This is a genomic window from Sinorhizobium sp. GQ132 (assembly GCF_059758575.1).
This window is the reverse complement of the sequence record NZ_JCAXDX010000016.1, coordinates 18,703-45,114: the sequence shown is the minus strand read 5'-3', so window position 1 is coordinate 45,114 and position 26,412 is coordinate 18,703. Positions and strand designations below refer to the sequence as shown.

23 protein-coding genes and 1 pseudogene are annotated in these 26,412 nt (G+C 60.2%); 10 read left to right on the top strand and 14 right to left on the bottom strand.

The annotated features are described in order from the left end of the window. Positions 1-697: 697 nt before the first annotated feature. From AC6CIG_RS26595 to lsrA, 10 genes and pseudogenes are all read right to left on the bottom strand, one after another. A complete protein-coding gene (locus tag AC6CIG_RS26595) occupies positions 698-1,654 on the bottom strand; it encodes a class I SAM-dependent methyltransferase (protein ID WP_498324116.1) in 957 nt (318 codons plus the stop codon). A gap of 90 nt (positions 1,655-1,744) precedes the next feature. Then, the gene (locus tag AC6CIG_RS26590) at positions 1,745-2,392 is read right to left on the bottom strand and encodes a class I SAM-dependent methyltransferase (protein WP_498324115.1); all 648 of its coding nucleotides are present in this window, start codon (positions 2,390-2,392) and stop codon (positions 1,745-1,747) included. A gap of 106 nt (positions 2,393-2,498) precedes the next feature. Continuing rightward, entirely contained in the window at positions 2,499-2,705 is a 207-nt protein-coding gene (locus AC6CIG_RS26585) for a hypothetical protein (protein ID WP_498324114.1), read from the bottom strand. 426 nt (positions 2,706-3,131) lie between these two features. Continuing rightward, a pseudogene (locus tag AC6CIG_RS26580) lies at positions 3,132-3,473 on the bottom strand (capsular polysaccharide export protein, LipB/KpsS family); the annotation flags it as partial. Positions 3,474-3,561: 88 nt separating this feature from the next. Beyond that, entirely contained in the window at positions 3,562-4,479 is a 918-nt protein-coding gene (locus tag AC6CIG_RS26575) for a nucleotidyltransferase and HEPN domain-containing protein (protein ID WP_498324145.1), read from the bottom strand. 955 nt (positions 4,480-5,434) lie between these two features. Next, positions 5,435-6,685, bottom strand: a complete 1,251-nt coding sequence (locus tag AC6CIG_RS26570) for a class II aldolase/adducin family protein (protein WP_498324113.1) — start codon at positions 6,683-6,685, stop codon at positions 5,435-5,437. Between the two features lie 65 nt (positions 6,686-6,750). After that, positions 6,751-7,782, bottom strand: a complete 1,032-nt coding sequence (gene lsrB / locus AC6CIG_RS26565; protein WP_498324112.1) for an autoinducer 2 ABC transporter substrate-binding protein LsrB — start codon at positions 7,780-7,782, stop codon at positions 6,751-6,753. A 2-nt stretch (positions 7,783-7,784) separates the two neighbouring features. Continuing rightward, positions 7,785-8,798 carry an ABC transporter permease subunit gene (locus AC6CIG_RS26560; RefSeq protein WP_498324111.1) on the bottom strand — a complete coding sequence of 338 codons (1,014 nt, stop codon included), beginning with the start codon at positions 8,796-8,798 and terminating at the stop codon, positions 7,785-7,787. Then, complete coding sequence (locus tag AC6CIG_RS26555; protein ID WP_498324110.1) at positions 8,795-9,826, bottom strand: ABC transporter permease subunit; 1,032 nt, start codon at positions 9,824-9,826, stop codon at positions 8,795-8,797. The genes AC6CIG_RS26560 and AC6CIG_RS26555 overlap by 4 nt, the downstream gene beginning before the upstream one ends. Continuing rightward, the gene (gene lsrA, locus AC6CIG_RS26550) at positions 9,819-11,321 is read right to left on the bottom strand and encodes an autoinducer 2 ABC transporter ATP-binding protein LsrA (protein ID WP_411923992.1); all 1,503 of its coding nucleotides are present in this window, start codon (positions 11,319-11,321) and stop codon (positions 9,819-9,821) included. Before lsrA ends, AC6CIG_RS26555 begins: the two co-directional genes overlap by 8 nt. A gap of 240 nt (positions 11,322-11,561) precedes the next feature. On the opposite strand from lsrA, the gene AC6CIG_RS26545 reads away from it, so the two are divergent. Genes AC6CIG_RS26545 through AC6CIG_RS26535 form a run of 3 tightly spaced genes read left to right on the top strand, consistent with a single transcriptional unit; the run spans position 11,562 to position 14,431 of the window. After that, positions 11,562-12,509 (top strand): sugar-binding transcriptional regulator, encoded by a 948-nt coding sequence (locus AC6CIG_RS26545; RefSeq protein ID WP_411923993.1) that lies wholly within the window; start codon positions 11,562-11,564, stop codon positions 12,507-12,509. Between the two features lie 4 nt (positions 12,510-12,513). Beyond that, positions 12,514-14,076: an autoinducer-2 kinase gene (lsrK, locus tag AC6CIG_RS26540; RefSeq protein ID WP_498324109.1), complete on the top strand. Its 1,563-nt coding sequence runs from the start codon at positions 12,514-12,516 to the stop codon at positions 14,074-14,076. A gap of 40 nt (positions 14,077-14,116) precedes the next feature. Next, positions 14,117-14,431, top strand: coding sequence for an antibiotic biosynthesis monooxygenase (locus AC6CIG_RS26535; RefSeq protein ID WP_018099208.1), 315 nt, complete (start codon positions 14,117-14,119; stop codon positions 14,429-14,431). Between the two features lie 612 nt (positions 14,432-15,043). On the opposite strand, the gene AC6CIG_RS26530 is transcribed toward AC6CIG_RS26535, so the two are convergent. The 4 genes from AC6CIG_RS26530 to AC6CIG_RS26515 all read right to left on the bottom strand — a co-directional run bounded on the left by AC6CIG_RS26530 (position 15,044) and on the right by AC6CIG_RS26515 (position 18,675). Further along, the gene (locus AC6CIG_RS26530) at positions 15,044-15,412 is read right to left on the bottom strand and encodes a lysozyme inhibitor LprI family protein (RefSeq protein ID WP_498324108.1); all 369 of its coding nucleotides are present in this window, start codon (positions 15,410-15,412) and stop codon (positions 15,044-15,046) included. Between the two features lie 157 nt (positions 15,413-15,569). Next, positions 15,570-15,704, bottom strand: a complete 135-nt coding sequence (locus tag AC6CIG_RS26525; protein WP_018099206.1) for a hypothetical protein — start codon at positions 15,702-15,704, stop codon at positions 15,570-15,572. Between the two features lie 807 nt (positions 15,705-16,511). Then, positions 16,512-17,096: a tyrosine phosphatase family protein gene (locus AC6CIG_RS26520; protein WP_498324107.1), complete on the bottom strand. Its 585-nt coding sequence runs from the start codon at positions 17,094-17,096 to the stop codon at positions 16,512-16,514. Positions 17,097-17,562: 466 nt separating this feature from the next. Beyond that, positions 17,563-18,675 (bottom strand): histidinol-phosphate transaminase, encoded by a 1,113-nt coding sequence (locus AC6CIG_RS26515; protein ID WP_498324106.1) that lies wholly within the window; start codon positions 18,673-18,675, stop codon positions 17,563-17,565. A gap of 128 nt (positions 18,676-18,803) precedes the next feature. Between AC6CIG_RS26515 and AC6CIG_RS26510 the strand changes: the two genes are divergently transcribed. From AC6CIG_RS26510 to AC6CIG_RS26480, 7 genes are all read left to right on the top strand, one after another. Next, a complete protein-coding gene (locus tag AC6CIG_RS26510) occupies positions 18,804-19,571 on the top strand; it encodes an SDR family NAD(P)-dependent oxidoreductase (RefSeq protein ID WP_498324105.1) in 768 nt (255 codons plus the stop codon). Between the two features lie 307 nt (positions 19,572-19,878). Next, on the top strand, positions 19,879-21,012 hold the full coding sequence (locus AC6CIG_RS26505) for an ABC transporter ATP-binding protein (protein ID WP_440854621.1): 1,134 nt from the start codon (positions 19,879-19,881) through the stop codon (positions 21,010-21,012). 33 nt (positions 21,013-21,045) lie between these two features. Next, the gene (locus tag AC6CIG_RS26500; RefSeq protein ID WP_100674381.1) at positions 21,046-22,161 is read left to right on the top strand and encodes an ABC transporter substrate-binding protein; all 1,116 of its coding nucleotides are present in this window, start codon (positions 21,046-21,048) and stop codon (positions 22,159-22,161) included. Between the two features lie 68 nt (positions 22,162-22,229). Beyond that, positions 22,230-23,174: an ABC transporter permease gene (locus AC6CIG_RS26495; RefSeq protein WP_440854620.1), complete on the top strand. Its 945-nt coding sequence runs from the start codon at positions 22,230-22,232 to the stop codon at positions 23,172-23,174. After that, a complete protein-coding gene (locus AC6CIG_RS26490; RefSeq protein WP_100674383.1) occupies positions 23,171-23,971 on the top strand; it encodes an ABC transporter permease in 801 nt (266 codons plus the stop codon). The genes AC6CIG_RS26495 and AC6CIG_RS26490 overlap by 4 nt, the downstream gene beginning before the upstream one ends. Before the next feature lie 39 nt (positions 23,972-24,010). Then, the gene (gene hisD, locus AC6CIG_RS26485; protein WP_440854619.1) at positions 24,011-25,339 is read left to right on the top strand and encodes a histidinol dehydrogenase; all 1,329 of its coding nucleotides are present in this window, start codon (positions 24,011-24,013) and stop codon (positions 25,337-25,339) included. A 3-nt stretch (positions 25,340-25,342) separates the two neighbouring features. Further along, positions 25,343-26,356, top strand: a complete 1,014-nt coding sequence (locus tag AC6CIG_RS26480; RefSeq protein ID WP_498324104.1) for a zinc-dependent alcohol dehydrogenase — start codon at positions 25,343-25,345, stop codon at positions 26,354-26,356. The last annotated feature ends 56 nt before the right edge of the window (positions 26,357-26,412 follow it).

Here is a 26,412-nt window from a genome sequence, read left to right as displayed (position 1 = left end):
GCCTTGGATCCATCAGAGCAAGACTGCTATCTACATGGGCTGCGATAAATCCGCCAGTCTCAAGCGACCGCTGCTTGTCACAAGTTATCCGCCCCGAATGGGCGCCCGCTCGAGCTCCGCCAGTCGTTCCTTGCAAATCATCGACGAGGCGGAAGAGGTGTCCGGTTTGTTCGAGAGAGCCAGCCAAGCGCCTCCTCGGCTATACCGACGTGTCTCGAATGGGTGCTTTTACATGGCTGCATTAGGCGAGTTCTCGGAAAGATTTAGCCACAGCGGGAAATCCAGCAGTTGGAACTGGCGCTAAAGCGATTTGTTGATCGCCGCAGCGGAAAGCGACACCAGGCCATTCAAAGAGGCCGATGAGACTGCGCCTGTCCCGCCTGTGGCAAACCAAAGGCCGCACATTTGGAAGCGCGGATCAAAAATATCTGTAAACAACACTCGCAAGTGGAAGCCGTCCGCATATGGAATTGGTCAACTGTTGCCATGACCTGCGCCGAGGCCATCTTGGTGGTCCACGTGTGAATACCTGTGCCAAGCCTCTGTTATGGTGTGCCCAACGAAAACTATCAAATTATCAATGGCTCTGTCGTTGTCGTCCGCTCAGACCTTCTTAGCGGGTTTGGCCCACTCGGGTTTCACCTCGGGCTCACGCTCCTTGAGCGTCGTGAGCTAACGCAATGAGGTGCGAGGCCGCCTATTCGGCGGCCTCTTCCAAATTCCTGTAGAAATCGGGTGACCCTATCCGGTCAACCAAGAGATCGATCGTTTGACGAGCGATTTCAGATGAGGACCTTTTTGACGTGCCGGTCCCGCCGGTTTCTGCGATGCGCGCATCGATAAGCTCGATCAAAAGCTCGGCAAGGCCAGCTTTCGTCATAGCACTTTGCCGGCGGGGGAAGGCAGTGCCCTCCACTCCGACGGCTGCCCTCTCGTAGTAAAATACTGTGCTGCCGCCGACGCCGCCCCTGGCGTCGATATCGTAGGAGTTTCTAACACCAAAGACGGATGCCATGGCCGGTGTGATGTAGTGGTTCAGGCGGAAGACCGATCCGTTACGGCCGAGAGCTTCACCGATCATCTCTAGGGCGTCGTCGCGGCCGAAGATCCTTACATGGTCCTCTTGCGCGAACCGCCTCTTCCTCTCCTCTGGCGCCAGATTCGGCGACAGATCTTCGTCGTACTTGCCACCCTTTGTAGGCAAGGTGAAGACGTGTATTCCTCCGGGCGCGAGCCGGCTATTCAGGTCGTCGAGGACGTGACGGAAATCGGTCGGCAGATGCTCCAAGACGTGGTTGTGCAGAATGATGTCTGCCATCGCGAGGTCGCGGTTAGCATCCCGGTCACAAAGATCGTGCCGTTTGATGCGGCCATTGGCGAACTTATAAATTTCAGGTGAGAAATCGTAGCACCGATATTGTCCGTTTTTCCCGTGCGCTGAGAGCTCGTTGTAAAGTGATCGTTCTGGGGCAAAGTGGTGGATACTGCGATCGAAGCTAGCAGTCCCAATTTGCGGTAAGCGGCCTTTCATCATTAGGCAGAGATAGACGGTTCTTGTCCTCTCCAGGCTGGAGCAATTTGGACACTGCTCGGCCGGTCTTCCTCTAAATTCCTTGAACTCGGATGCGGCGGAACAGATTGGGCAGATGTTCATTTTCTCGGATCCCTCCCGTCTTCCACGAAACTCTCGGAGCGTTGCGTAGGCGCTGGGAATCGCTGAGGCGCTCCGGCAGGCATCAGGAAGCTAGCTATTTTTCTGACATTCGATGAATAGGTCGTGACCCTTTCCCCTGATTTTCGTGGCGGAAAGTGGAGGTTGCACCAAGGCAGCGGCTTGTTCATTGGTGTAGTATCTAATTGTGCGGAAATCGTTCCAAACGGGATCGATCATCATCGGCTCGTCTCTCTGCTGCACCTGAAATATCAGCTTCCCTCCAGGCTTTAACACCCGAGCCGCTTCAGAGATATATTGCCCGACGACGTGGCGCGGGAGGTGCTGAAACACGATGTAGCTGTAGGCGCAGTCGAAGACCTCGTCCGGGAAGATGGCCAAGGAATCCCCGTCGCCAACGCAAAAACTGGCGTTCTTGATGTGGGCATTGCTCAAAATAGCGCTTTGTATCATCGACGGAGCAACATCTACGCCGAAGACCCTTACATCACTTCTGAGTTCGGCCAAGGCGCGCGCAAGCCTTCCGCGGCCACACCCAATGTCCAGAACAAGAGAACCGGACGAGAGGGCGTCCAACTTGCCATTGAATATCTTCTGGATGTCCTTCTTGCCGGATGCGAAAAACGCTTCGTCGTCATCGATGTGGGCGATGTGCCAGTTTGCCTTAGGATCAGCGCCGATCTTGTCCCAATATTGCTGCATCAATGATTTGACTTTCATGCGGCGTCTTTCTCGTTCCTGGCTCGATCTCTCACCGGGCATACTACGCAACTTCACCACAGTGGCAAGGTGCTCGTGCCGTCATTCGCTAACCGAGCGGCGTGGATCAGTTGGCGTCGTAACTCGGATCTTCGTCGTATTCCAAACTTGGCTCACTCGCCTCGCGATCCTTTGCCAATGCAGGTTTCGGGTCCCGAATTGTAAAAAACACAAGCACACTACTCGAAATAAGAAGCGCGGCTTTGTAGCCGTCGCTCGGTAATAGAAATGAAACGCCGATTGCGGCGAGAGAAAGACTGAACGCAAATCTCATATGCCCCTCCCGATGTGGTATGTTCGTACATTAGATCTCTTTCACATATCGTGAAACAGGTCGGGCCTATAATATTTTGGGTATGCGTCCGGGCGTGACGAGATCAAGAATTCCAGCATCGGCCATGGTACGGGACGTTGCTAGCTGCGCCTACGAACCGCATTAGGGATCTGCTTCAGGCGGCTCAGTTTCGACCAAACATCAATATCTGCTCGAGCCGCATGCAACCATGGCCTCATTCGTGGCCGCAGCGCCGCGACTTACCGCTGTACAGTCCGAGAGATCCAAAGCGGTGCACGGTGCCGCAGTCCAAGAGGTCCCGACCCGGTACTGCATGGCCCTCGCCGGCGCCTTCGTGTTCGCTCATGTCAATCTCTCATCGGTGGTAGACACACGAGACGCACTTTGCCGCGGTGAAAGTGGACCAATCGGGCGGGTTCGTCGCCTTTCCGGAAGCGTGGGGAATCCGTCTTCTATAAAGGTGACAGGAATGTTCCGCGCCTTTGCCAGCGCATCCAGTGCGCCCGGCAGCTCCGGGCCCCAGGCGAGAATCTCGGCGCCTTCTCGGCCAGGATTCGCGGCTTCCAGACACGCTCGAACACGCGCTCGCCGACATCCATCGGGAGGAAGTGGAAGTGCCTGTCCGGAAAATATTGTTCGAAAGGCTCTCTCTTCCATTCTACGATCTGGACGGCAAAAATCGTCACCAGCTCCGGTGTGGGAGGAAATAGTGGCGAAGTGTTCCCTTTGTCGTCGCTTTACCGCCATCGGCGCCTTGGATCCGAAAAAGCAAGACTGCTCTCTACATGCACCGCGGTCGATCCGCCAGTCTCATGCGGTTGCTGGCTGTCACAAATTATTCGCCTCGGACGGTCGTCCGTTCAAGCTCTCCGAGTCGTTCGGTGCAAATCATCTCAACCAGGCGGATGAGGTGTTCGGTTTGCTCGTGTAGCCAGCTAAGCGCCTCCTCGGTTATTTCGAAATGCCTCGAATAGCGCGCTTTTACATAGGCTTCGTTTAGAATGTTGTACCAGGTCGTAAAGCGGTGCTGTTCACGAGGCCATGCCTCGATCAGCCGGCGCTCGTGATCCTCGGCCAGCCCGCGCAAGAATTTAAGATTGTGGGATGGCGGACTGTAGTTTGTCAGCGTTAGGAGTAAGCAGGAGTAGGCTGCCTCCACTGCCTGATGCAAGTTGAAGGCAGCGTGATTTCGCTGTTCGTCTGAGATTGCATACCCAGCCAGCCGACAAAAGTATTTCGCACTCGCGCATTGTCTTTCGAAATGCTCCCGTGCAACCCTAAGGGCATGGGCGGAAGACAGTGGTTTCGGTTCCGCCAGCGGCTCGTCGTCCAGTTCGTAGAGCACGATGCCATCGCGCCGGATGTCAACGAAGAAATATTGTCCTTCGTATAAGGCCGTGTTCACCTCCCGGCGCGAATGAACAATGAGGCTCACCGGCGTCTGAACCTCCGACAGATGCATTAGGCGATCCTGCGCCTTTGACCAGTAGGTGGCAAAATCCGTCAGCCGCCGATCATTTACCACGGCCAAGAGGTCGTAATCGGATTTGTAGCCTTTCTTCGTGTGTGGCTCGTCGACCCAAGTCCCGCGGGCGTAAGAACCAAACAGAATGATTTTGAGAATACGACCGCGCTTCTTGAAATCGCTCGTCCCGCCCTTCAGCGCGTCTTCAAACTCCTCGTGAATGACTTCCACAATACGAGCGAGCTCGCGCTGCTTCTTCTCCGGCAGGTGTTCGAGACGCGATCTCATCGACGACTGTGCGCGCTTCTCTTCGGACATTCCCTTGAAACCACTGAATGAATCACAACTACTGTAGATCGCGGTCACTCTTGTGCATACCCGTAAAATCGTGTTGGCCATGCCGGAATCGCGGCTGTCGCCGAGCGAGAGGTTGAACGCTGCCACTGGCGATCGCCGCGATACCGCGATGCTGTTCTCGGACGTCTTCGGATGCTTGGAGGGCAGAAAAGAAGTGTCAACTTAGCCTCGGGCGTTGCGCCCGAATGGGCGCGTCAGTTCGCGCACCCGAACTGAAGCTGAGCCAAGGGTGACGATCGCCGCATCGGTCACAGCGTCTTGAACAATCAGGAACGAATGGCGGGCGCTACGATCATTACAGACGTTGCAAGATTGTTAGTGCAGCCTAGACGAAGGGTGGACTTGGGCCGCCAAGCGGAGCAACTTGCCGGGCGCAGTCGGTCCCGGCTTCCGCCCTTCGGGCGGCGCTATGCTAAGCCTCCTGCGGCTGCGCTGTTAACCGGTCAAGTTGCGCGCGAACTGGCTTCGACGCTGAAGCGTCTGCGCCTGGTACGCTCATTTCACTTGCCGTGGCCCTGGCGGGCCAGCTGCTGCATCGCAGGTCATCACGGTGCTGCGGGAGAGCAGGTTCACTGCTCGCAAACAGGCTGGCGCTCGGTTTCGTCGTTCCGCGCCAGGCTGTATGAGGCAAGATAGCGGGTGACTTCTCCCAGCGGGCAACACGCAGGTTCTCGATTTTCTTGGCTCGGCCACGTCGATCAGATCGGTGCCCGGATTGGGGCCTTCGATCACGGAGGTGCAACCATCAAATTGGTTCGGAGACCATCACCTCTTATAGCTTGAAGTATGCGATCGGTGCTCCAGGGACGGAGCAGTCGATCTCTCTTCGGGGAAGGCGAGAACATTAATCGTGCCACTTCGGCCCGAAGATTGGTGCGGCCACATGCTATACCGCGATTTTCAACTTGGCCTGTTCCAGCGACCAGTACTCCATGTCGAAGAGGTCGGCTTCGCTGATCGGAGTGAAACAGCCATAGGCTTCCGCGGCGTAGATTGCCCTTGCTGCCTGTTCGCAGAGATCTCCGCCGATCTTGGCCGCCTTGGCATTCGCGCCGATTGCGAACATGCCTTTGCCAAGCACCAGAACGACGCGTGGATAGACGTCCAGTATCCGTTTCTGCTCGTTGGCGCGGGTCGCGTTTTTCTCAAAGTAGGCCCTGTAGCGGTCCGCATAAGCGGCTAATGCGCTCTCGATTGCGGGTTCATCGGCATCCGCCCCGATGATCATCGGCCAGGGCTTGATGCGGATTACGTGGTCTGGCGTGACCGTGCCGCGCAGACTGATCGCCTCAACGTTCGGGTTCGATGTGAGTTCGCGGATCGCTTCGGTCGAACGGTAATCGAGGAAGACGCCCTTTGCGAAAGGCGACGCTTCACGCATCAGTGCTTTTTCCAGCCGCGCAGCAAGCGCCTCGTCTCTCTCGCCGTCATTGGGCTGGGGGCCCGTCAACGCCACGCCGGCGCGGGCGAGTTCCTGCTCCGCCAGTGTTACGAATTCGATCATCAGCTCATAAGAAGCACGGGCATCGTTTGCGAAGGTGAAGAGGCCGTGATTTTCCAGCCAGAGACCCTCGCAACCGGAATGGTTGCGATAAATGCGGTCGGCGGCGATGGAAAGATCGAAACCGGGCATCACATAAGGCACATAGGCGAGGCGATCGCCATAGATGCGGCGAACGGTGTCGCGCATGTTCGGTTGGTCGGCGAGCGCGAGGACCGCTGTCGCATGCGTGTGGTCGACATAGGCAAAGGGTATGAAGGCGTGCAGTAGCGCTTCGACGGACGGGTTCGGCGCGTCCTTCTCGATGAGGCTGGCACGCAACAGTAAGACCATGTCCGGGTCGGAGAGTTTCGGGGTGTTGCGAGCTTCGAGCAAAGGCGCGAGGCGCACGGCGGGCAGGCCCGGTGCCTCGATCGTGTCGAGGTCCCAGCCGCTTCCCTTGATGTGCATGAGGTCCTCGCCCTCGTCAGACCTTACCTTGACCGAGGTGTTGCCGCCGCCGTGCAGCACAAGGTCCGGGTCGCTGCCGATGATACGGGAGGTATAGATACGAAGGCCGAGCGCATCGCTCTGTCCCGCGGCGCGTGCCGCCTCTACAAAACGTGCTGCGTCCTCGTCGTTCCAGCGGCTTTCCATGCGAATTGTCCTGTCCATGAATGAAGTTCGGCAGGCAGCCGGAACCGCCCGCCGTTTATGCGTGCTCAGAAGTCGAAGTTGCCAATATTTTCCTTGGTGAACACGGTGCGCTCCGGCAGCAGGATGATGCCGTTGCCATCGGCTTCGTAGTCGTAGCCTTGTACCTTGTTGGCTGAGACTTCGACGGTGCCGACGCCGGGGATCTCCAGCTTCTCGCCGACCTTCATCGGCCCGTTCTTCAGGACGTGATCGGCAACGAAGACCGAGATCTTGCCCTGCTGCGTGACGTCCCACAGGCCGAAGCGCTGGATGGTACCGCGCTCGATATAGGGCCGCATGACGTTTGGCGTGGAGAAGCCGACGATCGTGACGCCCTCGGCGCGCTTCAGGTTTTCCGCAGCCTGCGCGGCTGCCGGCAGGGCGTTTGCGTCGGGCGCGATGATCGCGTCTAGGTCAGGATAGGTCTGCAGGATGCTTTCGGCCGTCTGCAGCGACTTCTGAGCGTCGTTGTAGCCGTACTGGGTGGTAACGATTTCCCAGCCCGGATGCTCCTTGGCAATCTTCGCCTTGGCGGCTTCCGCCCAGGCGTTCTGGTCGGTCACGGTCGGGCTCGAGTAGAAGAAGGCGACCTTGGCCTTTTCCTTCGTCACACCCTCGGCCGCCATGTCGACCAGAAGGCCGCCAAGCTGCTCAGGCGTGCCTTGGTTAATATAGTAGCTGCGGCAATCCGGGTTGACGTCGCTGTCCCAGGTCATGACGAGTACGCCGCGTTCCATGGCGCGCTTCAGGGCCGGGCACAGGCCGTCCGGAGAGACGGAGGAGACGATGAGCGCGTTGTAGCCCTGGTTGACGAAATTGTTGATGAACTGGACCTGCCCGGAAACGCTCGGCTCCGTCGGGCCGTCATAGGTGACCTTCGCGCCGACTTCCTCGCCGGCCTTAACCGCGCCGGCGCCGCCGGAGGTGAAGAAGCCGACACCCACCAGCTTGGGGATGAAGGCGATCTGGTTTTGCGCATTCGCAGCGCCCGAGGCGAGCATGGTGCCGGCCAAAAGCGCCGCGGCGAGGGCGCAGGATTTCATGATGGTGTTGATCATTCTCATTCTCCTCCTGAAGTGACGGCCGCCCGGTTCTGTCTCTGTTGCCGGGCGACTGCGATGAAATCGGCCAGCATCGCGCTTGCGTGGCGCAATGCGACCGCGACAACCAGCAACCCTCCCGAAAGTGCGCTGGAAATCTGGCTGGGGACGCCGGCCGCCTGCAAACCCTGCTGCAGGTAACCGATGACGAAGGTGGCAAGCAGGGTGCCGAGGATGGAGCCCTGACCGCCATAGATGGAGGCGCCGCCAAGTACCGCCGCGGTGACGGCCGGCAGCAGGGTCGCCGAACCGAGGTCGACGCGCGCGGAGCCGAAATACGCCGACATCACGAGGCCGGCGATGGCCGCCGAAACGCCGGTAATGACATAGGTGATCGTCTGGACGCGCCCGACCGGGATACCGGCGAAACGGGCAGCGCTTTCAGACTGGCCGGAAAGGAACACTGTGCGGCCGAAGCGAGTGAAATGCAGAAGGACGATGAGCACGAGCGAGAGTGCGAGGAAGAGCGCCATAGGTGCCGGCAGCCCAAGGAATTCGGCATAGCCGAAGGCGTTGAAGGCCTCCGGAAAGTTACCGATGCCCTCGTAGCCGCCCGCGCCGACGAGACCGGAAGCAACGGTTGCCGTGCCCTGGAAGAGATAGAGGCTGCCGAGCGTCACGACGAGCGGCTGTATCTTCGACAGGTGGATGACCGCAGCGTTGAGGAGCCCGCAGGCCGCGCCGGTGACCAGAGCGAGCAAGATCGAAAGCGGAAGGGGCACGCCGTAGAACGTCGCGACGCCGAAGATGATAGCGGTAAGGCCGATTACCGAGGCGAAAGAGACGTCGATGCCGCCGGCAATGATGACAAGGGTCAGCGGTAGGGCGACGATGCCGATCTGGACGAAGTCTGACGTGCCGTAGATTAGGTTCGCGAAATTGAGGAAGCGCGGATTGACGAGACCGAAGATGACAAGTTCTGCGACGAGCATGGCGAAAAGGGCGGTCTCCCAGCGGAAGATCAGCTTTTTCATCGGCTTGCCTCCACATTGCGCGCCGTCGTCGTCTCACGGGATTGTGTTGGGCCGCGCTCGTGCAGCCGATAGCGGCGGGCACGGATGCGCCGGTCGATAACCTGGCGGATGCGGCCGTCGAGCAGCAACACCGAGAGCAGGATCGCGCCTGCAATGAAGTCGTTCCAATAGGCCGGGATCTTCAAAAAAACGAGGGCGCTGTCGATCGAGGTGATAAAGATGACGGCGGTGAAAACGCCAGCGACCGAGCCGGTGCCTCCGAGAAGGCTCACGCCTCCGAGCACATTGACGGCAATGGCCTTCAGTTCGATGCCGTTGCCGGCCTGATTTGGGATGAAGCCGATCTGTGCGGCGAAGACGAGGCCGGCGAGGGCGGCGCAGACGCCCGTTGCGACGAAAGCGGAAAACTGCACCAGCTTAACCGGTACACCGAGATGGTGGGCAGCCGCGCGGTTGTCGCCGACCGCGTAGAAATTGCGGCCGAAGCGCGTCTTGCGCAGTACGATCCAGGCGAGAGCAACAAGTGCGAGCACAACAAGCGTGAGGATGGAGAAGCCGAAGCCGAGATTGGCGGCGAGCGCCTTTAGACCCTGCGGCAGGTCCTCGATCCAGCGCCCGCCCGTCAGCACAAGCATGATGCCGCGATAAAGTCCAAGCGTGCCAAGCGTGGCGACGATGGATGGAATGCCGAGATAGGCAACCATCAGGCCGTTGAAGGCCCCGGCGACAGCACCGGTTGCAAGGCAAAAGGCAATGGCGAGCGGCAAGCTCACGCCGGCTGTGAGTGAAAGGCCGAGAACGGCGGCGCTGAGGCCGAGCACCGAACCGCTCGACACATCGATATTGCGCGTCACGATGACGATCATCGTCCCGAGTGAGATCAGCATCAGGACGAGGCTGTTGGAGACAACCACCGAGGCCGTGGCGCCGGACAGGTAGCCCGGAGCGACCGTGCCGATCGCGGCATAGGCGACGGCGAGCACCAGGATGAGCGTTGCGACGCGATTGCGGGCAAAGAGATCAAGCATGGCGACCCTCCGAGGCGCCGAAGGCGAGGCGGGCGATGGCGTCAACCGAGATCTGGTCAGTGAGTTCGCCGCCGGACTGGCCGAAGGCCATGATCTCGACCCGGTCGGCAAGCTGTTCGATTTCGTCGAAGTCGGATGAAATGAGAATGATGGCGACGCCGTCCGCGGCAAGCTGGCGGATGAGGTCGTAGATATCGTTGCGGGCCGCGACGTCCACGCCGCGCGTGGGCTCATCGAGGATGAGCACCTTGGGCCGGGCGGAAAGGCACTTGGCGAGCAGCACCTTCTGCTGGTTGCCGCCCGAAAGACCGCGCGCCTCCTGGTCGGCGCCGGTGCACTTGATGCCCATGCTCGCGCGGAACCCGTCGAAGACCTTCCTCTCGGCACCGGGCCGCAGGAAGAAGGGCAGGCGGTGCACGAGGTAGGACGAAACGTTCCAGGAGAGCGGTGCTTCAAGGAAAAGGCCGTGCTGCTGGCGATCTTCCGGCAGGTAGACTAAGCCGAGGTCGATGCATATGCGCGGCGAGCGTTTTTTCAGTTCCGCTCCATCAAAGACGACGCTGCCCGCTGTCTGCGGCCGAAGGCCGAAGAGCGTTTCGGCGAACTCCGTTCGTCCGGCGCCAACGACGCCGGCAAGGCCGAGGATTTCGCCGGCCCGCACGTCGAGACTGATATCGCGGAACCCTTCGCCGCTGAGGTCGCGCACGCTGAGACGCGGCTTGCCGATCTGCGAAACCTTGCGGCCCACACGATTCTTGCCGGCATCATCGGCGATCTGCACCCGGCTCATCGCGTCGATAATCTCGGCATCGCTGTAGCTGTCGAGCGGCCCGCAGAGCACGATCACACCGTCGCGCAGTACGCTGATCGTGCCGCAGATCTCGCGAATCTCGCGCAATTTGTGCGAGATGAAGATGATGCCGACGCCCTGGCTCTGAAGCTTGCGTACGCGCTGAAAGAGGGTGCTGGTCTCGAAGGGGGTTAGCGCCGAGGTCGGTTCGTCGAGTATCAGCACGCGGGCGTCTCGCACGAGCCCGCGCAGGATTTCGACAATCTGCCGCTCCGCGATTTCAAGGGCGGCGGCCTGCACGTCGAGGTCGAGCGAGACGGAGAGCTCGGCGACGAGCTGCTCGACGCGCGGCCGTAGTGCGCGGGGAGAGGCGGCCAGGCCGAGGCAGATGTTTTCCAGGACGCTCTGGTTGGGAAGGATATGCGCCTCTTGCGGCACCAGGTAGAGCCCGAGTTCCTGCGCGAGTGCCGGCGATGCATGGGTGAGGACCCGGCCGTTGATCTCGATCGCGCCGGCATTGGCCGGAATGACGCCCGACATGATTTTCATGAGGCTCGACTTGCCAGCGCCATTGCCGCCGAGAAGCGCATGAACCTCTCCCGCCTGCAAAACGAACGAGACGCCTTTCAGCACCGGAACGGCACCGTAGGACTTCCAGATGTCCGTCAGCTTCGCGACCCTCCCGGCCACAGTGCTCCCATTCATTCCGCACCTGTTCATATGTAACTTGTCTAAGTCATGTGATCACATGGCTCTGTGGTCGTCAATATGCCCGCAACATCATGACCGCATGTAGGTGGTCGACTCTCTGGCGAATTCCGCAGAATTCCTGTCGGAATCAATAGATTGCAGATAAGAAGAATTTTTCGCGACCCTGATGCGTTGACGTATCAAAAGTTTTATTGGTATTCAAATGATCAGAGATCGACCGAGGGAGCCGCTTACATGGCGTCGGACAACGGGGAATGGAGCTATGCCGATACGGACGAGGAGATCCTCACCCGTATCGCCTGGTATTACTACAACGACGGTCTGACGCAGAATGAGATCGGCGAAAAACTCAACATGTCGCGCATCAAGGTGTCGCGTCTTTTGGAGAGCGGCCGGCGCTCCGGCATTATCCAGGTGCGTATAAACTCGCGATATCAGGGGTGCCTGGCGCTCGAGCGGCAGATCAAGGAGCGCTACGGGCTGTTGGAAGCCTACGTGGTGCCGCAGCTTCCCGATCAGGATCCGAGTGACCGGCTTGGTCAGGCGGCCGCGCAGTTTCTCATGCAACGGCTTCAGCCGGACGACCTTCTAGCGGTCGGTTGGGGCGCGACCGTGAGCAACACCATCCAGCGGCTCGGCCATCTCGCCAACGAGCGCAATATCGGCCTCGTCAGCCTGACCGGCGGCGTCGGCACCTATGTTGACGGCATGCGAACGGCCAACTGGGGCAGTAGCGTTCATCTCGTACCGGCGCCGCTCGTCGTGCGCGACCCGGATGTCGCGCGCAACCTCTCATCCGAACCCGCCGTCGCCAACTTGCTCGAAATGGCGCTCAACGCGAGTTACCAGCTCGTTGGCATCGGCGAACTTTCGGCCATCTCCACTGTCGTGCGTTCCGGCTATGTGAGCCCCGACGAGGTGGAGCCGCTGCGCCGCAAGGGCGCCGTCGGCGATATCCTCTGCCAATTCTACAACGAATGCGGAGAGCCACTCGAGTTGCCGCTGCACGATCGAGTGATCGGCGTGAAGCTCGCGGCGCTGTCGCGCGCGGAAAAGGTTGTGGCGGCGGCGGGTGGCATCCATAAGGTACAGGCCATCCATGCAGCGCTTCGCGGAAAGCTCGTCGGTATTCTCATAACTGACGAGACGACCGCGAATGGCCTCATCGAGATCGAGGACTGAGACCATGACGACTTCCTATATGCTGGCCGTTGATGCCGGCACCGGCAGCGGCCGCGCGGTGATCTTCGACGAAAACGGCACTCAGATCGCCAGCGCCCAACACGAATGGTGGCACCAGGCCGATCCGCGCTTTCCGGGCTCGATGGACTTCGATGTGGAGGGCAACTGGTCGCTGCTGTCGCGCGCCATTCGCCAGGCGATCGCAGAAGCCCGCATTGCACCCGCCGATATCCGTGCAGTCAGTGCCACCAGTATGCGCGAGGCGATCGTCGCCTATGACCGCAGTGGCCGGGAAATCTGGGCCTGCGCCAACGTCGACAGCCGCGCCGTGAGCGAGGTGCGCGACCTGAAGCGCGATTTTGCCGATCTGGAGCGGGCGCTTTATACCGAGAGCGGGCAGACCTTCGCGCTCGGCGCCCTGCCGCGCCTGCTCTGGCTGAAGCGCAACCTACCGGACGTTTATGACCGCATCCACAGGATTAGCATGCTGTCCGACTGGATTCTGGCGCGTCTCTCCGGCGTTATCGCGAGCGATCCATCCAACGCCGGGACGACCGGTCTTTACAGCCTGACGAAACGCGATTGGATGCCTGAGGCGCTGAGCAAGGCCGGCATGCGCGACGATATCTTCCCGGAAAGCGTCGAGCCGGGCACGGCGATCGGCCGGGTCACCGAAAAGGCGGCTAGTGAGACGGGCATTGCCGCGGGCACGCCTGTGATCATGGGCGGTGGCGACTGCCAGATCGGGGCAGCGGCAATCGGTGTCGTGAATGAAGGTGACTGCGCCGTGCTTGGGGGCACTTTCTGGCAGCAGGTGGTAAATGTCAGCCCGTCCGCCTCCGATCCGTCTATGAACCTGCGCATCAATCCGCATGTCGTCAAGGGCCTCAACCAGGTCGAGGCGATCAGCTTCTTCGTCGGCATCGTTATGCGCTGGTTCCGCGACAGTTTCGGCGCGGAAGAGCTCGCGGCGGCCGGACCCGGCGGCGATGCCTACAGGCTCCTGGAGGAGAAAGCAGCCGGCGTGCCAGTCGGCGCCTACGGCATCATTCCGGTCTTCTCCGACGTCATGCATTATGGCAACTGGTATCACGCCGCGCCGTCGCTTCTGAACCTTTCCATCGACCCGGAAAAATCGGGCAAAGCGGCGATCTTTCGCGCCCTTCAGGAGAACGCGGCGATTGTCGCGGCCCGCAACCTTTCGGCTGTCTACAAGCTTTCCGGCAAAACGCCGGATAAGATCGTCTTTGCGGCCGGCGCGTCGAAATCAGCCCACTGGTCGCAGATCCTCTCGAACGCCACCGGCCTTCCGGTCGTCACGCCCGTGATCAAAGAGGCGACGGCGCTCGGCTGCGCTGCGGCGGCGGCAATCGGCATCGGCCTGCGCCGCAACTTCGTCGAGGCGGCGGAAAGCTGGGTGCGCTGGGACCAGCGTTTCGAGCCAAATCTCGAGCATAAGGCTATCTACGACGCGGCGGGCGAGCGCTGGGCACGTGCCTACGCGCTGCAGCGACAGCTCGTAGATGAGGGCGTCACCACGGCCATGTGGAAGGCACCAGGCCTCTGACTTTTATAGATCTGTCAATCAACACAGCAGGAATTACGACATGCTCATCCAGATGGTCAGCATCAACGTCAAGCAAGGCCACGTCCCAGAGTTTCTGGAGGCGTTCCGCATAAACTACGAAGGCACGCGCCAGGAGCCCGGTAACCTGCGCTTTGATGTCCTGCGCAATCCGGACGACGACCACAGCTTCGTCATCTATGAAGTCTTCAAGTCGCCCGAGGCGCTGGACGCGCACCGCAAAACCGAACACTACCAGGAATGCGTGCGCCGGATTGACCCGATCCTCGCCGGCCCACGAACCAAGACCTTTTATAATGTCGAGATGGCCGATTTTCTCGGCGCGGGCCAAGCCTAGCGGGTTGGAACACGGCAGAGCTCGTCGGACGGCTGACACTACTTCGTTCAGCGATTGAGCGTGACCAAAGGGCATGAACTTGCCTGACGTTCCACGGAAGAGACTGCCCCGAAGGTTTTGGGCGGGCTCTGCCGGTCTACGCGATTGCGCTTCTTCATTACACCAGGGAGCAGGTGGCACGAACTCCGTCAATATTATAAACGGGACCTAACGATCCCGCCGTCGCACCGGCTCGGTGGCATGCTCGCGACCGTTCTCGACGTCACCAGCAGGTACGACCCTTGTGGAAACGCTTTCAGGGCTTGTCTCGCGTCGAAGTTCCGCTTGAACAGTCGATAGCGTCGCTTAGTCCAGGCTCTTTACAATCATAGGTGATTTGCAGGGTGTTGTGATCGCGGACCTCGATTAGAGGAACACTCGCCGGGCCCTGAGGAGGAGTTCACCACCTCCCGCCGTAGCCGCATATTGCCGAATTTCAAACGCAGGCAGGGCAACTGGTAAGCCGCGTAGCTCATAACCACGAAAGACCGGGTTCATTGCGCGCCTACAAACGCTCACGCGCAACTACCCAATGACCGCCGACTATGCCGCAGGGTGGTCGCCTATTAAACGTTATTGCCCGGACGGTACCGGGCAGGAAAGATCGCCTTCCTGGCAATTGAGGTAAGCCTTCAGCGCCTTCGTTCTATCTGTCGTCAGTTCGGTTCTGCAGGCAGCAACGAGCATAGGGTAGGCGCTACCGTCCGCACTGGCTGATGTCTGAAATGCACACTCGTTGTCGCGAAAGGAAATCCACGCCTTTTGGGCGGAGACAAGCAGCTTTTTCGTGCCTGCGTCGTCGCCAATGCGTGCCTCGATTTCCTTGAACGTCGAATTCAGTTCCTTGTCAGCCGTAGCGAACGCCTCGTCGCCTTCGGCTGCGACAGCAACAGTTCCAAACGAGCCGATAAGCATCACGGCGGGGATCAATAGGATACGCATTGCAAGCTCCTCCCGTTCGACAGTTGTAACAGCCACCGATGGTGACTAGAATAGGACGTTCGCGCACGAGTTTAGTCAAATCAAGTGGCCAAATTTATCCGTCTCCCGCCGGAGTAACCGCCAAAGTGGAGTGATTCATGCATCCCTGAAAGCTAGTTCATCTCGGGGGCGTCGGAGGGGTCACCTCCGGTACATCGGTTGGCACCTCTTCTGGGACGAATCCCAGGATGCTCACCACCAGAGCGACGAGGATGCAGATGAGTACGAGGAAGGCGACGCCGGCTTTGTCCATGCATTATTAGCAGTTTCGAATGTGAGCAATTCGAGGCAATGCCTCCCGAAGATCGGGAAGGCGGACAGTTGTTCGTGAAGATCGGGGCTCGTGCCTGGTCATTCCTTCCCGAGAAAGATCAGGACGGCTCCGCATCACGACTGTGTTAACCGGGATCAATGTTCACGTCTGACACAGAACTTCTTTGCGTCGGTAAAGGCGGGCCTTGCTGCCTATCTGCCAATCAACGGCGTTGGTGCGCTCGGCAAGCCACGATTGGCCTCTCGGTCATGGCCATCCATGGGTGGGTTTGGCCATGCTCACGTCCCGTAGCTATTTCAGGCAGCGCCCAATTAAACGCAAAGCCTAGCCAATGAGCTCGGAGGAGACGGAGCAACTTGCCGGGCGCAGTCGGTCCCGGCTTCCGCCCTTCGGGGGGCGCTATGCTAAGCCTCCTGCGGCTGCGCTGTTAACCGGTCAAGTTGCGCGCGAACGGGCTTCGACGCTGAAGCGTCTGCGCCTGGTACGCTCATTTCACTTGGCCTCGGCCCTGGCGGGCCAGCTGCTGCATCCAAGGTCATCACGGTGATGCGGGGGTGAGGGGGCAGGTTCACTGCTCTCGCAAACAGGCTGGGGCTCGGTTTCTCGTTCCGCGCCAAACTCTATGAGGCAGATAGCCGCGCATTGAAGCGCACCTCCCACGTAGCTGCGTCGTAGTACTCAACCAGCGGCTTGGCATATCCAGCAGTACCTCACTGGGAACACCGGCAAACGGCAGGAAAGCTCCTTCCAACCTCTAACTTGTTCCCAGTGGCCCCGCATGTGCGGTCAGTTCAGAACCGCCATTTGCAACTCGGCCTGTCGACCCAGCGTTGTCATCCACTCGGTGAACTGCGGCCGGCTTTTGATTTGCCGGCCATAATGGCGGCCGAGCGCCGCTGTCAGGTCGCCTTTGCGTCCAAGTTGCTCGTCGGCGAAACGGATCATCTGCGAATTCGGCCATGCTTGCGGCCGGATCACGATTAAACGGGCAAACAGGTCCTCGGCAGACTCATCTGAGTTCGCCTGCGCCATCAGTGACAGCATGGCGGCCGTCGAGCGCGACACGCCCATATGGCAATGGACGAGCAGATGGCTTGAGCCATTTGCATCCTGCCTTGACTGAAAATCCGTTCCGAAGCGGAGGATCTCTGCCACATGGTCCGGATGGGGCATCACCCGCCCAGGCGCCTCCGCAATGATGTCGTGGAAGCGTAGCGTGGTACGGTGGTGTTTGCCGTAGGTCCGGGAGGCGTCCAACTCGGGATATTCGGGATCGATCAGCGAGAGGACATGGGTGACGTTGCGTGTGCTCTGGCACGGCAGTTCCTCAATCCCGCAAACTGTCAACTCCGGTGTGAAAATGACATCCATATCCGTTCAATCCCGTCTTCCGCGGTCTATCAGCGCGATCGCGCTCCTGAGCGACAAGCAACGAATTTCACATACATCGGTTTGGGCGGCGCGATAGCGGGATCCAAATCCCCACCGCGACCTGTTTTGCGCATCCAGTCCGGCCGGACCTGTCGCTCGTCAGTGTCGCGGCGACTTTAGAAATAAGGAACGGACTTGCCGAAACGCTCCGCCAGATACTCGCGCCATTTAAGGCCGGTGCAGGCTGTGGCCAGCCTTACCTCGGCATCACGCCGCGCCGCAGCGATCAGAACTGCCAGCCAAAACTCGCCGCGGCCACGCTCAAGAAACGCCAACTGGCCGCGCGGAGATATGGCAGGGGGGTTGAATGCACCGCACTCGAAATGTGGCATGAGCGAAAGCCAACAAAGGTTCGAATCACTTGTCCGCACGACAAGCTGCGCTTGCCTTCCGCTTCACGCCTGCCTCACCCGGCGGCCTCGGCCTTCTTCAACGCGTCGATGAAGTGATCGTTTTCCGCAGGCGAGCCGATGCTGACGCGAATATACGTCTCGAAGCCGGGTTGTTTCCAGGGTTTGACGATGACGCCTCGGCGGAGCAGTGCTTCGGCCATACGGGTTGCATCTGTGCGTGCGTCGAAGAACAGAAAATTGCATTTCGATGGTGCAATCCGGTAGCCCATCGTTGCGAGTTCATTCTTCATCCGTTCGCGTTCGACCAGAGCAAGCTCGACGGAACGGTGAAGGTGATCGGTGTCATTAAAGGCGGTGAGGGCGGATACCTGGGCGATCGCATTGGTGTTGAACGGAGTGCGCGCACGATTGAAAAAATCGCAAAGGCTGCCGTCGCTGACAATACCATAGCCGATGCGCAGGCCTGCCAGTCCGTAGGCTTTCGAGAAGGTACGTAGCACGACCCAGTTCAAGCCCGTCGCCTTCAGCACTTCGGCCGCACTTGGATAGTCGACGCCGGCTGCATATTCCGCATAGGCCTCGTCCACCACGATGAGCGTTTCCGGATCGAGCGCGGCGACAACCTTTTCCAGTTGGCGCGGTGTCAGCCATGAGCCGACCGGGTTCATCGGGTTCGAGAACATCAGCATACGCGGCTTGCGGGCAATCGCGGCGAGAAGCGCGTCCATGTCGACGGTGAGGTCCGGTGCCACGGTGACGCGATCGACTTTTCCGCCCATCAGGGTCGTATAGTCTTCATGCAGGGGGAAGGATGGATAGAGCGTCACCACAGTGTCGCCCGCACGCACCACCGAGCGGCAAATCACGGCGATCAGATCTTCCGAGCCGTTGCCGAGGATAACCTGATTGTTCTCGACATCGAAGCTGGCAGCCAGGCGGGCGCAGAGCGCGCGGCCCTGCGGATCGGGATAAAGCCGGGCTAGTTCGCCGATGTCGGGAAAAAGCCCGCGCAAGGCCGGCGAGGGGCCGAGAGGGTTCTCGTTGGAGCCGAGCTTGGCGACTTCGTCGACATGGTACTTCGCCCGCACCTCTTCGAGCGTCAGCCCGGCATTATAGCGGGCGATCGAGCGGATTTCTTTCCGTATGGGGGTTGAAGGGTTTGCCATTTTACCGTCTCCATGAGGTACCCTTGCTATGCGCTATTCATAAGCCGGGATTCATGATCTGTATATATGTATAGACATGTTGTCGAGATAATGATGTCATCCAGGTTGGAACCAGGACAGGACCCGTCATGACCCGCCCGATCTTCGACCTTTCCGGCCGCCGCGCCCTCGTTACGGGAGCAAGCCGCGGCATAGGGCAGTCTATCGCTTGCGCCCTGGCCGAGGCCGGTGCGCACGTGGCGGTGACAGCGCGAACGGTAGAGGGCTTGGCTGAGACCCGGGCCCTGATCGAAAAGGCCGGCAGACGCGCCGTGGCGCTTGCCCAGGACGTGCGCGACGTTGAGGCTTGCGCAAGCGTCACGAGAGCAGCGGCTGAGGGTTTGGGCGGTCTCGACATCCTGGTCAACAATGCCGGGTTCGAGAATGTCCGGCCTTCCTTCGATGTAGACGAGGCGCTCTGGGAAGCGATCGTCTCGACCAATCTGAAGGGCGCCTTCTTCTGTGCCCAGTCGGCGGGCCGGATCATGGCGGACGCAAACGGCGGAGCAATCGTCAATCTCTGCTCCCTGACATCCTATGTCGGCATTCCGACGGCGGTACCCTACGGCGCCTCGAAGTCCGGCCTACTCGGCGTAACGCGTGCCCTGGCAGCCGAGTGGGCAGCGCACAACATCCGGGTCAACGCCATTGCGCCCGGCTATTTCCGTACCGCCATGACTGCGAGCTTCTACGAGGACGAAGACTGGCAATCCCGCATGCTGGAAAAAATCCCTCAGCGGCGCTTCGGTAGGGAAAGCGATATCGGCGGTGTCGCGGTTTTCCTTTGCAGCGATGCGGCTGCCTATATCACGGGGCATTGTATCCCTGTCGACGGCGGCTATCTCGCCTCGATCTGAACCGTGCGCGAGCCAGCATGAATGCTCCAAGTGGGGTGCGAACCGTATGACGGACCCGTCTTGACTGCTTGTCATTCTGTCCGTCGCTAGCCAAACTGTCAGCGGCTTTGCGCCTTTCTTTCGCATGTGCACAAATAATCGGCATATGGAATTGCAGTGCAAAAAATGCGCAATGTCGGTTGACGATACTTGTACCAATATGTATAGACAACTAGACGTAAGGGCCGGTGGAGCGCCTTTCCCGCCGGGTCGAATAGAATAAAGCTTCGCCGCGGCCTCATCGGTTGGAGCAAGACAGGGGAATTCAATGGGCGTTGTTGCTGCTGGTCTCCGTCCGACCGGATCCGTTAATCCGGTCGCTGTTTCCGTCAAGGACGTCGGCATGGCTTTCGGCGATGTTCACGCTGTCAGGAATGCCTCATTCGACCTCCCGAAGGGGCGGTTCCTGACCATTCTCGGCCCGTCCGGATCCGGTAAGACGACACTGCTGCGCATGATCGCCGGTTTCGACCGGCCGACCCACGGTGAGATCTTCATCAATGGGCGGCCGGTCAGTGCCGTGCCGGCGCACAAGCGCGCCATCGGTATGGTGTTCCAAAAGCTCGCACTTTTTCCTCATATGACGGCGGCCGAAAACGTCGCCTTTCCGCTCAAGATGCGACGCCATGACGCCCGCACGATCCCGGAAAAGGTCGCGCGCTATCTCGATCTCGTGCGCCTCGGCGGCTATGGCGGCCGTCGGATCAATGAGTTGTCCGGCGGTCAGCAGCAGCGTGTCGCTATCGCCCGTGCGTTGGTGTTCGAGCCGGACCTGCTTCTGCTTGACGAACCGCTTGCTGCGCTCGATCGCAAGCTGCGCGAGGAGATGCAGCTCGAGTTTCGCCGCATCCAAAAAGAGCTCGGCGTCACCACGATCAATGTCACTCACGACCAGCGAGAGGCGCTGGTGGTTTCCGACGAGGTCATCGTCATGGATGGCGGCTCCATTCAGCAAAAGGCCCGGCCGGTCGATGCGTATCGCACGCCGTCGAATGCTTTCGTCGCAAACTTCATCGGCGTGACCAATTTCATTGAAGGCAACGTTGTCGAACTTACGTCGGCGCGAGCCGTGTTCGAAGCCAACGGTGTGCGTCTCGTCGGGATCCCTGCCGATGCTGCCCTTGCGACCGGCATATCCTGCAGCGGCGCTGTTCGTGCGGAACAGATCCGCATCGCGCCGAAGGACAGGCTGCTCGAGGGACTCGAAACGGTGGTCGACGGCCAGGTCGTCGATTGCATTTTCGAAGGCGAACGCGTCGTTTACGAAATTCAGGTTCCGAGGCTGGCCGGCGTGCTGATGCGGGTCTTCGACCACGATCCAGAATCTCACTTGCAGTTCGGTCCGGGCGACGAGGTTCGTCTCGGCTGGAATGCCAGGGATATGCATGTCTTTCAAAAATGACCCCGAGAAGGTCCAGCCAGAGGAGAATGTCTAATGCCGCATGAAAAATTTCTGTCCGCGCAGATCCGCCGCCGGACGCTGCTTGCGTCGATCGCCGCGGCCGGCGCCTCGGCGGGCCTCTCGACGCTCGGCGCCAGTCGCGCCTTTGCCCAAGAGCCGGAAAAGCCGGCCGAGATCATCGTTCGCGCCTGGGGCGGCAGCTGGGTCGATGCGCTCAAGGCTGGCGTGTCCGACAGCTTTACCAAGATGACCGGGATTGCCGTCCGTCACGATCTGACTGAGGACAACGAGATCCAGCCGAAGGTCTGGGCCGCTGTTGCCCAGAAGCGTGTCCCGCCGATCCACATCAACTGGGATACGACCACGAACGCGACAAAGTCGGCGCTGCGCGGGGTCACCGAGGACCTGTCGGACCTGCCGAATCTCAAGAACGCCACGGATCTTGCGAAGCCGGTCGGTCTCGACGGCTATCCGATCGTCAATACCTACGGCTATGTTTACGTGCTCGCCTATCGCCCGTCGGCCTTCCCGAACGGCGCACCAAAGTCCTGGAAGGATCTTCTCGACCCCAAGCTCAAGGGTCGTATCGCGCTGTATAACGACGGCATCGGCTTCCACTTCCCGGCCCAGGTCGCCGGCGGCGGTAAGCTCGAGGACATTCCGGCCAACATGCAGCCGGCCTGGGATTTCATCTCGAAGATCAAGGAGCAGCAGCCCCTGCTCGGCGAGGACCCGGATTTTACCACCTGGTTCCAGAAGGGCGAGATCGACGCCGCCTGCACCATCTCGACCAATGCGCGCGAAGCCAAGAAGAACGGCATCGAGATCGCCTGGGTCGTGCCGGAGGAAGGCGCAAAGTTCGACACCGACGGCCTTTGGATCCCGAAGGGTCTGCCCGAAAATGAGCTTTACTGGGCCAAGAAGTACATCGATCACGCCCTGACCAAGGAAGCACAGCAGATCTGGCTCGACGGTCTCGGCCTTCCCGGCGTCATCCCCGGCATCACTCCGCCGGCCGATCTCGTGGGCGATCCGTCCTACCCGACCACGGAAGAGGACTTCAAACACTTGATCCGTATCTCGTCCAAGGTACAGGTCGAGAACGAAAGCCAGTGGTTCGCCAAGTTCAAGGAAATCATGCAGGGCTGATGCCTCGTGTGCCCGCCGCGTCCCTTCTCACGGCGGGCAACGTTCTCTCGTGAAACAGGATCGATGCCATGCGCGCTTCCCGTGCCGCATATCCCCTGACGTGGCGCGTCATGGATATGCTCGAACGCCTTGCGGCTTTCGTCTGGCCCTCGAGCTTCCAGCGAGGCTTACCTTATCTCATGCTGATGCCCGCGATTGTGCTCGTGGGGCTGCTTGTGCTCGGCCTCGTCCAGATTGGCGACACGAGCCTGAGAACGCTCGATACCAATACCTTCCTGATGTCGGAAAGCTATACGCTCACCAATTATCAGCGTGTTCTGACCGAGAGCTTCTTTGCGACCGTGGCAGGCCGTAGCCTGATTGGTTCGATGATCGTGACCGTGATCACGCTGGTCTTCGCGTTTCCATATGCTTATCTCATGGTGCGCACGCCCTCGTCCACGCTTCGCAAGTTTCTGCTGGTTGCGTTGTTTTTGCCCTTCTTCATCGGACAGGTTGTGCGCGCCTATGGCTGGCTCATCATTCTCGGCAATCAGGGCATGGTCAACGAGGCGCTCGGTCTCGTAGGCGTCCAGCCGATACGGCTGCTCTACAACTACCCTGCGGTACTGTTCGGCCTCATTCAGTACATGCTGCCTTTCGCGGTGCTGATGCTCGCACCGGCTCTGACCGCGATCCCCAGCGACCTCGAGGCGGCAGCGGCCTCGCTCGGCGCGGGCTGGACCCGCACCTTTCGCCACATCGTTCTGCCGCTTTCCCGACCGGGGCTCGTGGGGGCCGGCCTGGTCGTGATGACACTGTCGCTCACCGACTTCGCTATCCCCGCCATCCTCGGCGGCGGCACGCAGGACTTTATCGCCAACGCGATCTACGACCAGTTCTTCCGCACCTCCGATCAGGGCATGGGTGCTACGCTGTCAATGATGCTCGTTGCGGTCGGGTCCATGCTCGTCGGCGTCGTTTTCATGGTATTCGGCGCAGGCACGCTCGCCATGACAGGAGAACGTAAATGACGGGCAGCAAAAGTAAATCCTTCGTGCTATGGGCTTTCGTTGCTACTGCGCTTGTGATGTTGTCTGCGCCCACCGTCGTGGTGCTCGGAGCCTCGTTTACGGCCGGAAACATCATCACCTTTCCGCCGGACGGCCTATCGCTGAAATGGTACGGGGCGATCGCTCAGGCAAGTGACCTCAGGCAGGCGTTCCTGCGTTCGCTGATCGTCGCCACGATATGCACCGTGGTCTCGATCCCGGTCGGCACGCTCGCCGGCATCGCGTTGGCCAAATATCGGGTGCGGTTTGCGCGATCGATCCAGATCTATCTGCTGTTGCCGTTCACCATCCCGCTGATCGGTTCCGGCATCGGCATGATGCTGGTTCTCGGCAACATAGGCGTTCTCGGGCGATTGTGGCCGGTGGGTATCGCCTGCTCCGTCATTAACCTGCCCTTCATGGTCTGGGCTGTGACGGCCAGTGCCAGCAATCTATCGCCCGACCTGGAACTGGCTGCAGCCAATTGCGGAGCGCCGCCGCTGCAACGCTTCCTCTACATCACGCTGCCTGCGGTCTTACCGGGCGTGATCACGGGATCGCTGCTGATGTTCATCCTCGCGCTCAACGAGTTTCTGGTCAGCCTCCTGCTGGTCGACGCTCGAAGCGTGACGCTGCCGGTGCAGATCTACAATTCCATCCGCTCGATCATCACGCCCGACCTGGCCGCCATCTCCGTGGTGTTCATCGCCTGCGCGGGTGTTGCGATCGCGCTGCTCGACCGGCTCGTCGGTCTCGACATCTTCCTGAAATCGAAATGACCCTTCGGCCCTGCGAGGGCTAGATACAAGGACAAGACGATGACCAACGTGTCTTTCTACGAATATTCCAAGCTGAACCTCGAAGAAAAGGCCGCCCTGCTGCGCCGTTCGGAAGCCGACATATCGGCCTTCATCGAGAAGGTCGCGCCGATCCTGGAAGCCGTCCGCACCGAGGGTGACAGGGCGCTTGCACGATTTGGACGCGAACTCGACAAGGCCGACGTCACGGAAGCCAATCTGAAGGTTACCGCGGCCGAGTTCGATGCGGCCTTCAAGCTGGTCGATGCAAGCGTGATCGAATCCGTTCAATTCGGCATAGACAACATCCGCAAATTCCATGAGGAGCAGAAGCCTGAAGCCATGTGGCTGAAGGAGATCCGTCCCGGCGCATTTGCCGGAGACCGCTTTACACCCATTCAGTCGGTCGCGCTCTACGTACCGCGCGGCAAAGGTTCCTTCCCGTCGGTGACTATGATGACATCGGTCCCGGCCGTTGTTGCGGGCGTCTCCAATCTGGCCATCGTCACGCCGCCGGCACCGGACGGTTCCGTCGATGCTGCGACGCTGGTTGCCGCACGCCTCGCCGGTGTCGAAACCGTCTACAAGGTGGGCGGCGCGCAGGCCGTTGCTGCCGTCGCCTATGGCACCGAAACCATCAAGCCGGCGCTGAAGATCGTCGGTCCCGGCAGCCCTTGGGTGGTCGCCGCCAAGCGCTTGCTCTCCGGCGTCATCGATACCGGTCTTCCCGCCGGTCCGTCCGAAGTGATGATCCTCGCCGATGATACGGTCCATGGCGGTCTTGCCGCGCTCGACCTGCTGATCGAGGCGGAACATGGCCCGGATTCCTCTGCCTATCTCGTTACCCACAGCCGCCGCGTCGCCGAGGAGGCGCTCGCAGCCCTTCCAGAACACTGGGCGAAGATGACCGAACAGCGCGTCGCCTTCTCAACGGCCGTGCTGAGCGGAAAGACCGGCGGCATCGTTCTCACCACTTCCATCGAGGAAAGCTACGAGTTCGTAAACGCCTATGCGCCGGAGCATCTGGAGCTTCTCTCAGAAGAGCCCTTCATTCATCTCGGCCACATCACTGAAGCGTCCGAAATCCTGATGGGTCCCCATACTCCGGTCAGCATCGCCAACTTTTCGCTTGGGCCGAACGCCGTATTGCCGACCAGCCGCTGGGCCCGAACGTTCGGCCCGCTGTCGGTCAGTGATTTCGTCAAGCGCAGCTCAATCGGCTATGTCACGGCACCGGCCTATCCGGAATTCGCCAAGCATTCGCACAATCTGGCGATCTACGAGGGTTTCTCCTCGCATGCGCTTGCCGTGTCGCCGGTGCGCGATCGTTATCTGAAGCAGGGCGCCTGAACTATGAAGGCTGTGCGGCTCTACGACACTAAGGACTTGCGGGTGGAGGAGGTCGCCGAACTGTCGGCCCCGCCGCCAGGCTTCGTCAACCTTGAAGTAAGGGCTGCCGGCATCTGCGGTTCCGACCTTCACAACTACCGTACCGGCCAATGGATCTCGCGCCGACCCTCGACGGCAGGCCATGAATTTTGCGGTCGCGTGACTGCGATCGGAGAGGGCGTCAGCCACGTGGTGCGGGGAGACGTCGTCTCTGCGGACTCGCGCATGTGGTGCGGCACCTGCCCGGCTTGCACGAGCGGCCGCAAAAATGTCTGCGAGACCTTGGGTTTCGTCGGCGAGATCTGTGACGGTGGTTTTGCCGAGGCGGTGCAATTGCCAGCCCGACTGGTCGTGCGCCATGATCCTGAGCTTTCGCCCCATGTTGCCGCTATGGCCGAACCGATGGCGGTCGCCTTGCATGCCGTGCGTCGCCTCGCCATTCCGGCCGGCGAACCGGTTCTCGTCATCGGTTGCGGCACGATCGGCGGGTTGAGCGCCCTTCTTCTCTCCCGGTTGCACGCTGGTCCGCTGCTGCTGGCCGATCTGAACGCCGACAAAGCCGCTCTTGTCGCCGAGGTGACTGGCGGCGCGGTCGTTGCTCTCGACAGGGCGGTGATCGAAAAAGCACTTTCCGGCGGAAGGGTGCGCTATGCGCTGGATGCCACCGGCAGCATTCAGGCGATCGCACGGGCTCTCGACATCCTGTCGGCCGGCGGAGCGCTGGCGCTCGTCGGCATTGGCCACGGCAGGCTCGATTTCGACCCGAACATCCTAGTGGAGCGGGAGATGTCACTCGTCGGCTGCCATGCCTTTGCAGACGAGTTGCCCGAGAGCGTCGGGTTACTCGTCGATCTCGCACCCGCGCTGCAACGTTTGATCGAGGTGCTGCCGGCGCTCGACGATGTGCCCGAGGCTTACGAAAGGCTGCTGCGGGGCGACAGCAAGGCGCTCAAGACGATCATCGAGGTGGCGGGCTAAGTCCGGTCCGTCATGTCATTCCGGATGCCGGCTCATTCCAGGCGGTGGTGGAGGCA

What these genes read in the sequence shown, in the direction of transcription:
- AC6CIG_RS26495 (WP_440854620.1), top strand. Translation starts at nt 22,230, where the DNA reads ATGCGCGCTTCCCGTGCCGCATATCCCCTGACGTGGCGCGTCATGGAT.
- lsrK (WP_498324109.1), top strand. Translation starts at nt 12,514, where the DNA reads ATGACGACTTCCTATATGCTGGCCGTTGATGCCGGCACCGGCAGCGGC.
- lsrB (WP_498324112.1), bottom strand. Translation starts at nt 7,782, where the DNA reads ATGATCAACACCATCATGAAATCCTGCGCCCTCGCCGCGGCGCTTTTG.
- AC6CIG_RS26525 (WP_018099206.1), bottom strand. Translation starts at nt 15,704, where the DNA reads ATGGACAAAGCCGGCGTCGCCTTCCTCGTACTCATCTGCATCCTCGTC.
- AC6CIG_RS26505 (WP_440854621.1), top strand. Translation starts at nt 19,879, where the DNA reads ATGGGCGTTGTTGCTGCTGGTCTCCGTCCGACCGGATCCGTTAATCCG.
- AC6CIG_RS26535 (WP_018099208.1), top strand. Translation starts at nt 14,117, where the DNA reads ATGCTCATCCAGATGGTCAGCATCAACGTCAAGCAAGGCCACGTCCCA.
- AC6CIG_RS26500 (WP_100674381.1), top strand. Translation starts at nt 21,046, where the DNA reads ATGCCGCATGAAAAATTTCTGTCCGCGCAGATCCGCCGCCGGACGCTG.
- lsrA (WP_411923992.1), bottom strand. Translation starts at nt 11,321, where the DNA reads ATGAATGGGAGCACTGTGGCCGGGAGGGTCGCGAAGCTGACGGACATC.
- AC6CIG_RS26510 (WP_498324105.1), top strand. Translation starts at nt 18,804, where the DNA reads ATGACCCGCCCGATCTTCGACCTTTCCGGCCGCCGCGCCCTCGTTACG.
- AC6CIG_RS26575 (WP_498324145.1), bottom strand. Translation starts at nt 4,479, where the DNA reads ATGAGATCGCGTCTCGAACACCTGCCGGAGAAGAAGCAGCGCGAGCTC.
- AC6CIG_RS26480 (WP_498324104.1), top strand. Translation starts at nt 25,343, where the DNA reads ATGAAGGCTGTGCGGCTCTACGACACTAAGGACTTGCGGGTGGAGGAG.
- AC6CIG_RS26585 (WP_498324114.1), bottom strand. Translation starts at nt 2,705, where the DNA reads ATGAGATTTGCGTTCAGTCTTTCTCTCGCCGCAATCGGCGTTTCATTT.
- AC6CIG_RS26590 (WP_498324115.1), bottom strand. Translation starts at nt 2,392, where the DNA reads ATGAAAGTCAAATCATTGATGCAGCAATATTGGGACAAGATCGGCGCT.
- AC6CIG_RS26515 (WP_498324106.1), bottom strand. Translation starts at nt 18,675, where the DNA reads ATGGCAAACCCTTCAACCCCCATACGGAAAGAAATCCGCTCGATCGCC.
- AC6CIG_RS26560 (WP_498324111.1), bottom strand. Translation starts at nt 8,798, where the DNA reads ATGAAAAAGCTGATCTTCCGCTGGGAGACCGCCCTTTTCGCCATGCTC.
- AC6CIG_RS26530 (WP_498324108.1), bottom strand. Translation starts at nt 15,412, where the DNA reads ATGCGTATCCTATTGATCCCCGCCGTGATGCTTATCGGCTCGTTTGGA.
- AC6CIG_RS26555 (WP_498324110.1), bottom strand. Translation starts at nt 9,826, where the DNA reads ATGCTTGATCTCTTTGCCCGCAATCGCGTCGCAACGCTCATCCTGGTG.
- AC6CIG_RS26595 (WP_498324116.1), bottom strand. Translation starts at nt 1,654, where the DNA reads ATGAACATCTGCCCAATCTGTTCCGCCGCATCCGAGTTCAAGGAATTT.
- AC6CIG_RS26520 (WP_498324107.1), bottom strand. Translation starts at nt 17,096, where the DNA reads ATGGATGTCATTTTCACACCGGAGTTGACAGTTTGCGGGATTGAGGAA.
- hisD (WP_440854619.1), top strand. Translation starts at nt 24,011, where the DNA reads ATGACCAACGTGTCTTTCTACGAATATTCCAAGCTGAACCTCGAAGAA.
- AC6CIG_RS26490 (WP_100674383.1), top strand. Translation starts at nt 23,171, where the DNA reads ATGACGGGCAGCAAAAGTAAATCCTTCGTGCTATGGGCTTTCGTTGCT.
- AC6CIG_RS26570 (WP_498324113.1), bottom strand. Translation starts at nt 6,685, where the DNA reads ATGGAAAGCCGCTGGAACGACGAGGACGCAGCACGTTTTGTAGAGGCG.
- AC6CIG_RS26545 (WP_411923993.1), top strand. Translation starts at nt 11,562, where the DNA reads ATGGCGTCGGACAACGGGGAATGGAGCTATGCCGATACGGACGAGGAG.